We start from the raw sequence: 15,384 nt of genomic DNA, 5'->3' as shown, positions 1-15,384 counted from the left end.
AAAAACTAAAAAAACGCCAATCTTAATCCGTCATTGCTCCTGCTATGGTAGAGAAAGAGATTCAATAAAAATCATAATTGCCATGTTTCTTGATGATGTATTTCTTAACCGTATCAATGATGTAACATTTTATATTATACGCCCATGTACCGAAGCGGATTTCCGGCCGGGAGACTGGCTTTTGCCCAAAGCTCGCTAACATTTTTGCTGTACGAACAGAGCCAAAACCGTCAAAATCAAAAATCAGATGCCGCTCTTTGGCTTGCTTCATCGCCTCCCAAATAAGCAACATCGTCATGCCCGGTACTCTAGAGCAATGACAGCGTGCCGATTGCCAAAAATAAAGCGTCTGCTCGTCCCATATTAATAATGCGGCAGAGACAAGCCTCTCTTGCTCATAAGCATAGAGGGCCATCGCCTGGTCACGTTGATAAGCAGCATCAAACAACGCCTTTAACAGGGGGAAATCATGATGATTATGCGGCAATTCTCGTTGTACTAGGCCAATAAATCTTTCACAATCTCCCGCCTGCTGAACAGAGAGCTTCTTCTCGGCTGTCCTAATAAGATTACGCGTTTTATGGTCACAATCATGCCAAACAGCCTCCAATGGCTTCTCCGGCATAATGCGAAAGGTAAAGTCATGCATGACCTTAAACCCCGCTAGACGAAAGGCCAGTAAGGACTCATTATCCGGGTCTACAAAAAATTGAACCCCATCATGCTTGGGTAAACGCGCGATTGTTTTTTCAACAACGTGCCGAATATTTTGTTCATGTCGAAATGGCTTAGAAGGCGGGAGCGATAAATGCGGGCCTAATATCCGCGTATATTTCGGCATCCTTATAACGGGAGAACCTAATTTCTTTTTTACAATGAATGGAAAATGAGACACAATTTTCCCACCCATCTCAATATCGATAGATGAAAATTGCCCACGGCTTGCTAGCTCCAACCACCAATCTTGATGAAAAATAGATAGCGGCTTTGATATTAAAGTAGCATCAACCATAAGAAACACTTTATTAATCATGTTTAAAGATAGGTAGAGTTGTAACATTAAATTGTAGTAAGTTATACTAATAATTATTTTAATTTCTTATAGTCTTAGGCTATGCGGCTCGGCTTTCATCCTCCTACTATCTCTATCTAAAGGGCCGTTTATACAATACGCGTCCTAACCTCTCGCGCCACAAATCCTTCAAAATCCACGGCAGCGCGTGCCATCGCTGCAGAACGGCCTGAGGAGACTAATGCAACAACTTTTTGACCCTTCATATAAGCGGCCATAAAATCAAACCCGCCGAGGTCACCCTCAATCAAAACATGATCAAAGCTCTCACCCCAACCTAAATATTCCAGCTTTTTGCCAAATTGCTGCGTCCAATACCACGGAACAGGCATAGGCTGGGGCGGGAGGCCTAAAATACTCCGTGCTGCTGCACGGCCCTCACATTGGGCAGGACGCCAATGCTCAATCCGACATAATGCTCCATTCCGCCGGAACGCAGCCACATCCCCAGCCGCATAAATACCGGGGCGTACCTGCATAGTATCATCTACGATAATACCCCCTACCACGCCCTCATCCTCAATATGAGAGGGCAAAAAATCCCGTGATGGCTTATTCCCAACGGATACAAGCACATGCGTGCAATTAAGCACCATACCATCACCCAGCTCCACCCCCGTGACGCGCTCTGTCCCGTGGATGCCCACAACGGCGGTATCTGTCACAAAGGCAACGCCATTATCCTCATGCAGACGGCGTAGAATCTGCCCAACTTCGCGCCCCCATTGCCCCTCCATAGGGAAAGGACGCTCTGTTGCAATGATGGTCACCCCAGCCCCTTTTTGCCGCAGAGCAGAAGCTGTCTCTAACGTTGTAAGCCCACAGCCTATGAGGATAACGGCTTGGTCTCCCGTAATCTCCTCGGCAATCTTCCACGCATCCCGTACCGTATGGAGGGACATCACCCCCTCAAGCTCTATCCCCGGTAATGGCGGCAAAATGGGCCGCCCCCCTGTGGTGATAAGGATGTGGTCAGCACTATACCGCTTGCCTTCCTCTAAAAGGACTTCCTTTTTCTCACAATCCAGCGCAACGACCTTGCCCCGCATACGGGCAATTTCATGCCGTGCATAAAAAGCTTCGCTCAAAAGAGGGGAGGGTTGAACTTTCTCCCCCCCACCGAGGAAGACCCCTTTGCTCAAAGCCGGACGTTCATAGGGCAAAAAACCCTCATCCCCAATCAAGGTAATGCGCCCTGCAAAACCTTCTTCCCGCAATGTATAAATCGCACTCGCCGCAGCTGCCCCAGCCCCTACGATGAGGACCCTCTCCTCCTCTCCGCTCTGTTCAACCGGTTTGCGAGACATCGGGTGCGCCCCTACAAGAACACGCCCCTCCACCTGCCGGACCGGGTAAACCGGCAAATGTGAAAAAGCGATAGGCTCTTTCAGCTTACCATCTCGTACCCCAAAGACAGCTTTATGCCATGGGCAAACAACCACATCCCCATGCACAGAGCTACGACAAGCCAAGTCTCCGCGAAATGTCGCACCCTTATGCGGGCATCGCCGCCCGATAGCGTGGATATCATCCCCCATCCGCACAAGCGCAATAGACTGCTCTTGTAGCGTAATGGGCAGGATGTCTCCTTCACGCACATCCTCTATCGCGGCGACATCATAAAGGGTTTGGTCCGGCACAGGAGAACCAGCCCCTCGCGTTCCTGCTTCCTGAACCACTTGAGGAGCTTTCTCCACCATCGCGCCCTAATCCCTTTTCATACCGCAACGCTACTATCGCCCTCTATTGATAAAGAAGCTTAGAAGAAATCGTCCCGGTCCGCATTATCATCAGAAAAATCTTGTGGGCCGAAATCTTGTGCGCCAAAGCCCCCAGCATCTGTCCCACTACCACCAAAAGGATCTGTCCCTTGTGGGCCGTTAAAATCCCCATTCGCACCATCGCCATAATAATTATTGACGATGGTTGTCTCATTACCAAAATCGGCCCCCGTCCCGGCGGCACCCTCATGGGCCCCATGCTCACCAGAGAACAGCCCCTCCAACGCATGTGCTGCCATCATACCACCAGCGACACCGGCTGCTGTTGTCAAAGCCGAACCTAAAAAGCCCGAACCAGAGCGTGCAAACATCCCCGGCTGATAGCCCGGCGGTGGGGCATAAGCCCGCCCCATTTCCGGCGCAGCCGCCCCAGAGGCTGGGCCCCAACCCGGTGGCAACGCTGCCCCACGCGGCGGCGGCGTAGCAGGACCACGGCCAAACAACCCGGAGAAGAATCCACCAGACTGCCCCCCTTGCGTACTCGATTGCGAGGCCGTTTGCTGCTGCAATAACGCTATCTCCCCTCGTGCTTGCTGGAGCTGCATCTCAAGCTCACGAATACGCGCTTGTGCTTGGGCTAATGCCGCCTCCTGCACAACAGCAAGCTGCGTGATGCGGTAGCGCGCCTCTGGGTAACGCTGAAAGGTCTCAGCAATATAGCGGTCCGCCTCTGGGTCAATAGGGGGCAAGCTAGCTGGCCCTTGACCATTTGGCAGCCCTACCCCGCCCCCAACACGAGCAACAAAGCGGCTTATGAGATCACGTTCTTCCGAATTCATGAATAAGCTATCCTTCATCAGGCAAGGGCTATAGCGGCTAGGAAGACCGCCCTTATTGCCCCATAAGATAGGATACTGTTCCCCACCCCTGCAAGGCCCCTCCTCCCCTCATGCCAAAATTGCCTTCTAGCTGCTAGCGATTATGCCGTTCATCCTATAGAGTAGGCGCAACGCTTTACGTTTATGGAGCCTCGTGAATTGTCCGCATCCCGGCCCCCTTGCTTTCAGGAACTTATCCTGCGTCTTCATCAATTCTGGTCTCAAAAGGGCTGTGCCATCCTTCAGCCTTACGATACCGAGCTTGGCGCAGGCACACTCTCGCCACATACTACATTGCGCGCTCTTGGCCGTAAGCCTTGGGCTGCGGCCTATGTGCAGCCATGCCGCCGCCCCTCTGATGGTCGCTATGGGGAAAACCCCAACCGCTTACAGCATTATTATCAATATCAAGTTCTGCTCAAACCCACACCGCAAGAGAGCCAGGACCTCCTGCTTGAGAGCTATCGCGCGATCGGGATCGACCCAGAGAAGCACGATATCCGCTTTGTTGAAGATGATTGGGAGAACCCCACAATCGGCGCGTGGGGCCTTGGTTGGGAAGTCTGGTGCGATGGGATGGAGGTGACGCAATTTACCTACTTCCAGCAGGTTGGCGGCATCCCAACGGTCATCCCCTCTACCGAGCTAACTTACGGGTTGGAGCGGCTAGCTATGTATGTGCAAGGGGTGGAGAATGTCTATGACCTCGACTTCAACGGTCGGGGCCTCACTTACGGCGATGTGTTCCTCCGGGCTGAGCGTGATTATTCCCGCCATAATTTCGAGCTTGCCGATACGGATATGCTCCTTGCCCAATTTAACGCTGCCGAGGCTGAATCCATCCGCCTCTCTGAAGCCGGTGTGGCCCAGCCAGCTTATGACCAATGCTTAAAAGCCTCCCATCTATTTAACCTCTTAGATGCGCGCGGGGTTATCTCCGTCTCCGAGCGTGCTTCTTATATTGGGCGTGTGCGTACATTAGCAAAAGCCGCCTGCGAAGCTTGGCTTGCTGGAGATGAGGAGGACACCACCCATGGCTGAATTGCTACTTGACCTTTTTTGTGAGGAAATCCCCTCCGGGATGCAAGCCCGCGCGGCAGAGGACCTTACCCGCTTGCTAGAGCAAGCCCTAGCCCCCCTCAACCCCCGCACTATACGCGGTTTTTACGGGGCACGTCATATTGCCGCTAGCCTAGAGGTGGATGAGAGCATCCCCGCGCGCACCCTCTCCGAGCGTGGACCGCGTGAGAACGCGCCAGAGAAAGCCCTCGCTGGTTTTTGCCGTAAACATGGTGTCTCCCCCGATGCTCTAACAAAAGAGAACGGCTTTTGGGTCCTCCATCGCACGCTCCCGCCCATCAATGCAGCAGCTCTCATCGCCGAGCAGCTACCAGAGCTATTATGGAAGTTCCCTTGGCCTAAGGCGATGCGTTGGGGCAATGGTTCGCTCTTTACATGGGTGCGCCCGCTTCATCATATTGCCTGTGTGTTGGATGGGCAGACCGTCCCCTTCAGCCTTGCGCGTCAGGATGATGATGCTCATGGCCTTACAAGCGGCAATGTGACAGAGGGTCACCGCATCCTCTCCCCCGGCACGTTCACCATCACCAATACGGCGCAATGGCTGCGGGATTTAGAGGCTCGACATGTCATCCTTGATGAACAAAAACGCGCTGATCTCATCCGCAATGGTGTGCATAAATTAGCCGAGGATAAAGGCTTAAAGCTCGTTGAGGATGAAGGGCTTGTCCAAGAAGTCAGCGGGTTGGTGGAATATCCCGTACCTTTGCTCGGCCGCATTGATGATGCCTTTATGGACCTTCCGCCAGAGGTGATGCAGGTCTCCATGCGGGTAAATCAACGCTATTTTGCCCTGCGTACGCAAGAAGGCAAAGCGGCTCCCTATTTTGCCTTTGTCGCCAATCAAAGCTTCACTGATGCAGGGGCCCTCTGCATCGCGGGGAATGAGCGCGTCCTACGCGCCCGCTTTGCTGATGCCCGGCATTTCTGGGACCTTGACCGCAAAACCAAACTCGCAGAGCGTGTCGCTGCGCTAGGGGCTGTGACCTTCCATGCTAAGCTTGGCACGCAAAAAGAACGTGCAGAGCGCATCGCCACTTTAGCGGGTCTCATCGCCACAGATATGGGCCTTAATGAGGAGCAGATAGCCCACGCTAAGCGGGCGGGCCTGCTCGCTAAAGCAGACCTAACAACGGGCATGGTGGGTGAGTTCCCTGAGCTTCAAGGCGTCATGGGGGGCTATTATGCGGCCCATGATGGTGAAGCCTCAGAGGTGGCACAAGCTGTTGCTGAGCATTACATGCCCCGCGGGTTGAACGACCAAACAGCTAATGCGCCCATCTCCATCGCCGTTGCTCTCGCTGATAGGCTGGATATGCTGGCAGGCTTCTTCACAATTGGGGAGACACCCAGTGGCTCTGGCGACCCTTACGGGTTGCGCCGCGCCGCTTTAGGCGTCATCCGCACCATTCGTGATAATGGCCTCCGCCTAGACCTTGGCCACCTGCTCTCCAAAGCGGCTATCCCTCATGCCAGCAAGGCTGGCAAGGATTCCGCTCTTGAGGATATGGATGGGTTCTTCATCGATAGGCTGCGCGTCCAACTGCGTAATGAGGGCCGCCGCCATGACGTGCTGGATGCCACATTGGCCGTCACGCAAGCCCTAGAGGGCACAACCCTCTTTACGCATTTAGATGGTGACCTCGTCCGCCTGCTCAACCGGGTGGAGGCTCTCTCTGCCATGATAGGCACAGAGGATGGGAAGAATCTTCTCGCCGCCTATCGCCGTGCCAATAACATCCTCCGTATTGAGGAGAAAAAAGACGGCCCCTACGCCCCCACGCCAGAAGCACATCTCTATGTGCAGGAGGAGGAGCGTGCGCTAGATGACGCCCTTAAAGAGGGTGGGCCTATTATTGATGCCCATTTAAAGGAGGAGGACTTCACCAGCGTTATGCAGCATCTTGCCGCTCTACGCCCGGTGATCGACCACTTCTTTGAGGCTGTCACGGTAAATGCAGACGACGCAGCACAACGCAGCAATCGCCTGCGCCTCTTAAAACGCTTTAGCCAAAGCGGGCGGCTCATTGCTGATTTTAGCAAGATTGAAGGCTAAACCACCCTTCATCACACTTTCAGCACATCATTATAAAGGCCGGTGGGGTTATGGCCCTAACCGGCCTTTTTATGTCCGTTCTTATCAAGGAGCGACAGGACTATGGGTGAGGAATATCTTCGCCCCAAACCCGATAAACACAAGCCCAGTAAGCCGATCAAGCCGCCGCACCACCACCGGCTTATTAAAAAACCGCGCTAAAGGCACAGTAAGAGCCACTAGCAGCCCTAGCCAAATAAATGTCAATAAGGCCTGAATCACCACCTGTACTAAGGTAAAAGCCACAATATTGGCATCTGGTGGGATGAATTGTGGGAAGAACGTCACCACAAAAATCCCCGCCTTAGGGTTTAGCAAGTCCGTCAACACCCCTCGGCGGAAACCGGACCAAAAATCGTGACGAGATGTAAGGGGGGGACGAAATGTCGTTGGCGGAGACGTTGTCAACGCGGCCCTGGGATGAAAGAGCTGAGAGCAGCCTATCCATAATAAATACAATGCCCCCACACATTTTACGATGAAGAAGGCTTTGCTAGAGGCAGCCAATAATGCCGTCAGCCCGAAAGCGGCCGCTAAGCCCCATATGGTTAGCCCGAGCGCGACGCCAAAAATGGCCCCTACCCCAGCGCGCCGCCCCTCTGCTGCGGCTGTCCGTAAAACCATGATGGAATCCAACCCTGGCGTAATGGTGAAAAGTGCGCCAGCGGTCGTAAACGCTAATAAGGGGAGAAGCCACGCATGCATAAAGACCGACTACCTCTCACGCTTATTGCTTTAATCAGGGTCATCCCGATGGACCCAGCTTGATAAAAGCAGGCCAAAACCAAACATCATTGTCAACATAGCCGACCCCCCATAGGAAATAAGCGGCAAAGGCACCCCACCGACAGGGATAACCCCCATCACCATAGAGAGATTTACAACACAATATAAGAAAAAATCCATCGAGATACCCAGCCCGACCAGCCGGCCAAACCGATTACGGCATCGCAGTGCAATTAACATCCCGCTCATTGTGATGAGAAAGAGCAGGCCAATCACCAACACACCGCCCGCATAGCCCCATTCCTCACCAATCATGGTGAAGATAAAATCCGTCTGCTTTTCTGGCAGGAAGCTAAGCTGGCCCTGCGTGCCATGCATATAGCCTTGCCCCCAGCGACCACCCGCCCCAAGGGCAATCCGCGATTGTAGGATATTATACCCGGCCCCTAACGGGTCATGCTCAGGGTGTAGAAACGTATCAATCCGCGCTTTTTGGTAATCATGCAGGTGGCTGTAAAGAAACGGCCCTAAGAACGGGATAGGCGCAGCCAGCAGGATGATTAACCACCAGCGCATCCCTGCGGCAAAAAAGAGCGAGGCCCCAATCACACCCACAATGGTTGCCGTGCCAAGGTTAGGCTCCTTTAACACCAACACGACAGGAATAGCCGTTAAAATCGCGGGGATAATCAAGCGCAGCGGATTTCCCATCCGCTCCCGCCCTATCCGGTAAAACCATGTTGAGAGCATCAACACCAGCGCGATTTTAGAAAACTCTGAAGGCTGAAACTGAAAGCCCCCCAAATTAATCCACCGCTCTGCCCCCTTACCCACATGGCCCATTTTCAACACCAGAGCCAAAAGCAAGATGGACAAACCATAAATCGGGATGGAGAGCATCCGCAAAACGCGCGGGCTAGCAAGGGCTACCCCCAACATCATCAAAAGCCCAAAGCCAAAGCGTATAATCTGCGGTTGAGCAAAGGCTTCCGCACGCCCGCCACCTGCTGAATATAAAGCGATATACCCAACACCAGCCAAGCAGCACACCAGCAGAACAAAAAACCAATTAATCTGCCATAAACGCGAGAACATGCGCAGGTTAGGCTCTGCTCGCAATAAACGCCGCGCTGTGCGAGGGACAGTAAAATCCTTGAGGGACATAAGCCTCCCCTACTCGCTTACATCATCAGCGCGTGCCACAACCCCGCGCGAGAGTGACGTCCGATTAGCAGGGTCTCTTACCAACGTATCGGTCATAATCTGCGCGGCCAGCGGGGCGGCCTCTGTCGCACCAGCATTACCATGCTCTACAACGACCGAAACCGCATAACGCGGGTTATCATAGGGTGCAAAACAGATGAACAACGCATGAGGGCGATACTGCCACGGCAGATTCATAGAGTTAAAATGCCCGCTCTCACGCAAAGCGCGGGGAACATTACGCACCTGTGCCGAGCCCGTTTTCCCCGCCATTTGTACACCGGGGAGGTTTAAACGCGCTTGGGGAGCCGTCCCTTGTGGCTCATTCACCACCGCGAACATCCCACTCCGCGCAGCTATGAGAGAATCCTTCGCAAAGGGCAGAGGAGGAATATCCTCCGGCACAAGCTTCTCACTCACCGTCCGAACAAGATGGGGTTGCACCATCCGCCCCGTAGCTAAGCGAGATGTATATGTGGCCAAAGCCAGAGGCGTTGTTTGCACCAAGCCTTGCCCAATCCCCGCATTAACGGTGTCACCGCCATTCCAATGATGCCCATGCTGCCGCCGCATCTCTGGCGTGGGGACAGAGCCCGCCCGCATATGGGGAAGCTCTATGGGTAAATGGCCACTTAGGCCTAAGCTAACAGCAGCCTCGTGAATCGCATCCATCCCACAACGGCGCGCTACTTGATAGAAATAAACGTCACACGAATATTTCAACGCCTGATGCAGGTTAATAGAGCCATGCCCATAACGGCTCCAACAATGGAAGCGCACCCCGCCCATGTCGTAATAACCCGGACATGTAAAACGCTCCGAAGGGGTAATGGCATGGGCCTTCAACGCCGCTAATGCTACGGCAGGCTTAAAGGTAGAGCCCGGCGGATAAAGACCGGACACAGCTTTATCCACCAACGGCGTAGCGGGGTCGGTAATTAAGCTATTCCATTGCGTACGGCTAATCCCGCCATCAAATAAAGTAGGGTCGAAAGAGGGCGTGCTGACCAGCCCCATCACCTCCCCATTGCGGCAATCCATCACAACCGCACTCGCCACACGCTCGCCAATGCGTTCTCTGATGCGTGTTTGCAGCACTGTATCTAGCGTCAAACCTAGCCGCGCACCGGGTTGGCCTTCTACACGTTCCAACTCGCCCATCACACGGCCATAGGCGTTGACTTCCATCTCCACCGTGCCGGGCTGGCCCCGCAGCGTAGCCTCTTGTGTTTGCTCTAACCCCCCACGGCCTATCTTCATCCCCGGCAGAGCCAATGCGGCGTTATGCTGCACATCAGTCTCATTCGGCGGGGCAACATAGCCGATAATATGAGACATCAGCTCTTTAAACGGATATTCACGCGTGGTGCCGACATCAATCAACACACCCGGCAAGCTCGGTGCGTTTAACCCCAAGCGTGCCACATCATCCCATGTGAGAAACTCTTTTAACGTCAGCGGCACATAACGGCGAATATGTTTGCGGTCCCGCTCTATACGAGCCCGATCCCGCTCATCTAGCGGCACAATGGTGGCAAACCGATCCACCACCGCCTGGAGGTCCGTTGTCTCCTCCACCATCACAAGAGCGCGCCAATTTGGCTTATTCCCCGCAACGAGCACACCACAACGGTCGTAAATCTCCCCACGTGCGGGCGATATTTGCCGCCGACTCGTCCGATTACGGCGTGCTTGCTCCTTTAACGTCTCACCGTCTACAACCTGCAACTTATAAAGATGATGCGCCAGAGTGCCCATAACGCCCGCCTGCACAGCTAATATCAACAGCGCGCGCCGCGTAAACATACCCCCCCCGACAACCTGTTCTTCTGTAAAAGATAGGTCGGCCGTAGGACTACTCCGCTTCCGAAATAGCGAGCCGGGGTCATTACGCCAGAGGGACATCCAGACTAAACACTTAAAGAAGGATTAAAAAAACAGAAATCAAGCTACTTAAGCTATATTTACACAGCCTATTATAATCTGTCATGCTTTTCCATAACGGAAAGGCCCCATAGATAAAGAATATGCAAAAAAGGGTAACTCCCCACTGCCAAAGCCTCTTGAAATACAATCGGATAGACCGAGAGTGCCCCCCGTACCCGGATGACCATTAACACCCAATTTGTCAAAGCTTCCCCAAGGACGATTAGCCCATAAAGACTCCACGCCAAAAGAAAACCCCGGCGCGATAAACCAACGCGACAACCATGAGCAACGCCATAGGCAACCAGCATCCAAAATAAGAGAACACCTGGCGGATTTACACTGAATAATTCCACCACCAAACCACCGCAGAACAACCCCACTAATGGCATAAAAGCAGGCCGATAAAGCGACCAAAACCACACCGTCCCCAGGACAAGAGCTACCTGCAACTCCATCTGCCCCAAAACCCTAAAGGGAGCAGAGAGAATAATCGCCAGTACCACCATAATGATACAAGGGAAGAGCTTTCGCCTTACCCGAACCATAAGCTTGCGCTGCCGTGCCCCCTCCAACGCGTCATGGTCTAGCCCGCTATGCTCAAACCGCATCACCACCCCCTTGCATCCCCTTAGCGCACCTTTTACACGCCCCTTGTCTCATCATCCATTTTGTAAGGATGAGAATGGCAAAAACCGGCGTAGATTCTGCCAGCTTGAAGGCGTGTTCCCATCATGTTGCTCTGGTAAAAGCGGCGGTTTCTCCCGCACACGGTCAGAGCTAATTGGCCCCTCCGGCATGAAATCACCATCAAAAATACGCACAAGGTCCAAATGCTCCAAAGCAGCATCTGGCACCACAACCGCCTGGCCCGGTGCAAGATAATGGACACGCCCTACTGCAATACCACCCGTTAACCCTGCTGTTTGTGCCCGCGTTACCAAATGCTCCCCCTCCTCGGGGTGAATATTTTGGTTATAATACATCAGACGTGGGTAAGGCGTATTATCACCTATCATCATCGCATCACCGCCGCTATTTTGCAGCGTAACGGGGATACGACTTGCCGCATCTTCAATGAGCAACACACGGACCACCTGCGGGCCGACTTCGCTCACCCGCCCGACAAGGCCAACCTCGTCTACGGCAAGGCTACCTGCTGTAACGTGATGCCCCCCGACACCCAGCAACACAGCGCGCAAATAAGGGCCGCTCTCATCACGCACGACCCAGCCACTTACATAATCCCGCGCGCCTTCTGCCCCCCAATGGAGGACAGATTTTAAACGGGTATTTTCTTGCTTGAGTGTTTGCGCCTCCCCATACCAGTAAGCGAGCTTACGGTTCTCTTTGCGTAAGCGGGCATTCTCCGCCAAGAGGTCGCCAACACCTTGTAATGTGAGCTGCCATTTATGAAATTGTCGCTGCGGAAATAATAACGCCTGATATACTGGCCCGACTTCCCGCACCGCAGCCATGCGCATCCGCGCCATTTTATCAGACCATATCTGCCCCGCTAGAATGATTCCCACAGCCACAAACACGAAGGCCGGTAGAACCAACCCCGATAAAAGCTGACGTGTATGGATGGAAATCATGAAAAAGCAGCTCCTCCCCTCTTACCCTCTTTGTAGCACAAAGTGAGCGGCAGGCTGAGCCTGCCCCAGCGAGGCCCTATTATCAATACATGCTGCTCAAAACGCTGCGGAGCTGCTGCATTTGTTCCAACGTCCGTCCTGTCCCCACAGCTACGCAAGAGAGCGCATTCTCTGCAACAAAAACTGGCAAACCTGTTGCGTTTCGCAACACATCATCAAGGCGGCGCAACAACGCCCCCCCGCCAGAGAGAACGATGCCCTTCTCAACAATATCCGCTGCTAGCTCCGGCGGTGTATGTTCCAGCACCGTAGCCACAGCATCAATAATATGGCCTACCGGTTCTTCCAACGCTTCAGCAATCTGCGCCTCACTGACGACAATCTCACGCGGGACGCCATTGAGCAAATCCCGCCCCTTTAAAGGCAGGGTCCGTTCCTCCCCTTGGGAGTTCGGATCAAAAGCCGCAGCCCCGAGGTCAATCTTAATCCGCTCAGCAGAGCTTTCACCAATCATCAGATTATAATTGCGGCGGATATAAGCCATAATGGCCTCATCCATTTGGTCCCCCCCAACACGGACAGAGCGTGCATACACAATGCCGCCGAGGGAAATCACGGCAACTTCTGTCGTGCCGCCACCAATATCAACAATCATGCTGCCGGAAGGCTCCGTCACAGCAAGGCCCGCACCGATAGCCGCCGCCATAGGCTCCTCAATCAAATATACCTTACGGGCCCCAGCACTCTCCGCACTCTCCTGAATCGCACGGCGTTCCACCGCAGTGGATCCAGAGGGCACACAAATTACAATCTGAGAGCTGAAAAAAGAACGGCGATTATGCACTTTGCGGATGAAATGCTTAATCATCTCCTCCGCACTCTCAAAATCGGCAATCACCCCATCACGGAGGGGACGGATGGCTTGAATATTTCCCGGCGTACGCCCCACCATCAACTTGGCCTCATTACCCACGGCCAAAACTTGTCTGCGCCCGCGTACCTCTGTGACAGCAACAACGGAAGGCTCACTCAACACAACACCACGCCCCTTGACGTATACCAAGGTATTGGCAGTGCCAAGATCGATCGCCATATCGGCGGAAATGAGCCCCAACAGACGAGAGAACATTCAAAACTCCTGGCAGGATGACCCCGCTTTTACGAGGATAAAGAAAATGGTCCGAATACCATTCACAGCATTCGCCGCGGATTATAAAGCTCCATGATAGTTCAGCAAGGCCATATTCCCGCTTCTGCATGTTTTTTTCGCAGAAAACCCGGCTCATTAATAAGCTGTTATATTCAGATGCCCTTTGACTTTACAAAAACGGGGGCCGTAGCCCTCGCCTTTAAGCAACTTCCTCAGTCGGCTCTCCACGCAGACGCTTCACCAACAGCTTATTGAGCGCATGGATATAAGCCCGTGTCGCAGAGACAACCGTATCGGCATCACTGCCTTGCCCATCCACAAGACGGCCCCCCTCCTGCAAACGCACCGTTGTACGTGCCTGAGCATCCGTCCCTTCGGTCACATTCGCTACCGAGAACAACGCCAAGGTCGCCTCATGCGGGAAGGCCTCACCTAACGCACGGAAAGCCGCATCCACCGGGCCATTCCCCGTTGCTGTGACGTGCCGCGTTTCCCCGTCAATCTCCAGCGTCATAACAACATGAGCGGCATGCTCCGTCCCGCCCTTCAGCTCCAAAGAGATGAGGCGCACACGCTCATGATCCCGACTCTCATCATCAACCAAGGCCCGCACATCATCATCAAAGACAATCTTTTTCTGATCTGCCAACGCCTTAAAGCGTTGGAATGCCGCGTTGATTGTCTCCTCTTTCAGGTCATCATAACCCAGAGCCTTCAATTTATCGCGGAAGGCAGCCCGACCAGAATGTTTACCTAACACCAAGGAGGTACTCGTCCAGCCCACGCTCTCCGGCGTCATAATCTCATATGTTCCAGCATGTTTAAGGATGCCATCTTGATGGATGCCACTCTCATGGGCAAAGGCGTTACGCCCCACAATGGCCTTATTGGGTTGGACATCAAAGCCTGTAATGGTCGCCAGCAAACGCGACATCCCTAACAGCCGTGGCGTCTCAATCCCCGTCTCCATACCGTAGCGATCATGCCGAGTCCGCAACGCCATGACGACTTCCTCTAGTGCTGCATTACCTGCGCGCTCGCCAATGCCGTTAATCGTACATTCAATCTGGCGGGCTCCCCCCTCAACAGAGGCCAGCGTATTGGCCACAGCCAAGCCTAAATCATTATGATTATGGGTGGAAAAAATCACCTGATCCGCCCCCGGGACACGCTCCTTCAACATCGTGAAGATGCGCTCCATCTCATCAGGGGTCGCAAAGCCGACTGTATCGGGGATGTTAATGGTCGTTGCCCCGTTCGCGATGGCTGTTTCCACACAACGGCACAGAAAATCCGGTTCCGTCCGGGAGCCATCCTCAGCTGACCATTCAACATCATCTGTATAGCGGCGGGATTCCTTATTGCCGAATGCTATCAGCTCCAACACGCGCTCCGGCTCCATCCGCAGCTTGTACTTCATATGCAGAGGCGAGGTGGAAATGAAGTTATGAATCCGCCCCCGGCGCGCACCTTTAATCGCCTTACCAGCGGCCTCAATATCCCGCGCAGCACTACGGGCTAACCCACAAATGACAGGCCCATCTACATGGTCAGCAATTTGTTTTACGCTTTCGAAATCACCTTCCGAAGCGGCGGGAAAGCCTGCCTCAATTACATCAACCCCCAGCGTAGCCAAAGCATGGGCCATACGCAGCTTCTCATCCAGATTCATGGAAAAGCCGGGAGACTGCTCGCCATCGCGCAAAGTGGTATCGAAAATAATGATACGTTTATCGTCAATACGGCCAAAGGAAGGATGCTGAAAAGACATGATGTCGTCCCTATTTCTACGTTTACTGATAGATTATTTAAGAGAAACCCCCTGAACGCGACAGGCCATCTGCCTGCCTATACGGCATTCAGGGGGTTATAAGTCGTAGAAAGAGGAGGGTACGAAACTTTATCATTACCGCGGTAGCCTATCCTCTCTGTTAC

At 53.4% G+C, this 15,384-nt stretch carries 12 protein-coding genes; 2 read left to right on the top strand and 10 right to left on the bottom strand.

Annotated features, from left to right (window positions below; genetic code table 11):
* Nucleotides 1-61: 61 nt before the first annotated feature.
* The 3 genes from NQF89_RS04370 to NQF89_RS04360 form a co-directional block, all read right to left on the bottom strand.
* A complete protein-coding gene (locus tag NQF89_RS04370) occupies nt 62-1,012 on the bottom strand; it encodes a GNAT family N-acetyltransferase (RefSeq protein WP_266137600.1) in 951 nt (316 codons plus the stop codon).
* 149 nt (nt 1,013-1,161) lie between these two features.
* Nucleotides 1,162-2,772 carry an FAD-dependent oxidoreductase gene (locus NQF89_RS04365; protein ID WP_155579145.1) on the bottom strand — a complete coding sequence of 537 codons (1,611 nt, stop codon included), beginning with the start codon at nt 2,770-2,772 and terminating at the stop codon, nt 1,162-1,164.
* Nucleotides 2,773-2,831: 59 nt separating this feature from the next.
* Nucleotides 2,832-3,632, bottom strand: a complete 801-nt coding sequence (locus tag NQF89_RS04360) for a DUF2076 domain-containing protein (protein ID WP_155579144.1) — start codon at nt 3,630-3,632, stop codon at nt 2,832-2,834.
* A gap of 183 nt (nt 3,633-3,815) precedes the next feature.
* Here NQF89_RS04360 and NQF89_RS04355 point away from each other — a divergent pair, with 183 nt between their 5' ends.
* Both NQF89_RS04355 and glyS read left to right on the top strand, forming a co-directional pair.
* A complete protein-coding gene (locus NQF89_RS04355; RefSeq protein ID WP_266137599.1) occupies nt 3,816-4,712 on the top strand; it encodes a glycine--tRNA ligase subunit alpha in 897 nt (298 codons plus the stop codon).
* Nucleotides 4,705-6,807: a glycine--tRNA ligase subunit beta gene (gene glyS / locus NQF89_RS04350; protein WP_266137598.1), complete on the top strand. Its 2,103-nt coding sequence runs from the start codon at nt 4,705-4,707 to the stop codon at nt 6,805-6,807. Before NQF89_RS04355 ends, glyS begins: the two co-directional genes overlap by 8 nt.
* An 84-nt stretch (nt 6,808-6,891) precedes the next feature.
* On the opposite strand, the gene NQF89_RS04345 is transcribed toward glyS, so the two are convergent.
* The 7 genes from NQF89_RS04345 to NQF89_RS04315 all read right to left on the bottom strand — a co-directional run bounded on the left by NQF89_RS04345 (nt 6,892) and on the right by NQF89_RS04315 (nt 15,220).
* Complete coding sequence (locus NQF89_RS04345; RefSeq protein ID WP_266137597.1) at nt 6,892-7,551, bottom strand: LysE family translocator; 660 nt, start codon at nt 7,549-7,551, stop codon at nt 6,892-6,894.
* 30 nt (nt 7,552-7,581) lie between these two features.
* A complete protein-coding gene (rodA, locus tag NQF89_RS04340) occupies nt 7,582-8,736 on the bottom strand; it encodes a rod shape-determining protein RodA (protein ID WP_099026165.1) in 1,155 nt (384 codons plus the stop codon).
* Nucleotides 8,737-8,745: 9 nt separating this feature from the next.
* Nucleotides 8,746-10,680 carry a penicillin-binding protein 2 gene (mrdA, locus tag NQF89_RS04335; protein WP_155579142.1) on the bottom strand — a complete coding sequence of 645 codons (1,935 nt, stop codon included), beginning with the start codon at nt 10,678-10,680 and terminating at the stop codon, nt 8,746-8,748.
* Between the two features lie 71 nt (nt 10,681-10,751).
* Complete coding sequence (locus NQF89_RS04330; RefSeq protein WP_155579141.1) at nt 10,752-11,312, bottom strand: hypothetical protein; 561 nt, start codon at nt 11,310-11,312, stop codon at nt 10,752-10,754.
* A 51-nt stretch (nt 11,313-11,363) separates the two neighbouring features.
* Entirely contained in the window at nt 11,364-12,299 is a 936-nt protein-coding gene (gene mreC / locus NQF89_RS04325) for a rod shape-determining protein MreC (protein ID WP_155572890.1), read from the bottom strand.
* A gap of 82 nt (nt 12,300-12,381) precedes the next feature.
* Nucleotides 12,382-13,428 carry a rod shape-determining protein gene (locus tag NQF89_RS04320; RefSeq protein WP_155572889.1) on the bottom strand — a complete coding sequence of 349 codons (1,047 nt, stop codon included), beginning with the start codon at nt 13,426-13,428 and terminating at the stop codon, nt 12,382-12,384.
* A 220-nt stretch (nt 13,429-13,648) separates the two neighbouring features.
* A complete protein-coding gene (locus tag NQF89_RS04315; RefSeq protein WP_266137596.1) occupies nt 13,649-15,220 on the bottom strand; it encodes a 2-isopropylmalate synthase in 1,572 nt (523 codons plus the stop codon).
* Nucleotides 15,221-15,384 lie beyond the last annotated feature (164 nt).

Source organism: Bombella pollinis, assembly GCF_026385485.1.
Lineage (GTDB): Bacteria > Pseudomonadota > Alphaproteobacteria > Acetobacterales > Acetobacteraceae > Bombella > Bombella pollinis.
This window is presented reverse-complemented; position numbering and strand designations above follow the sequence as displayed.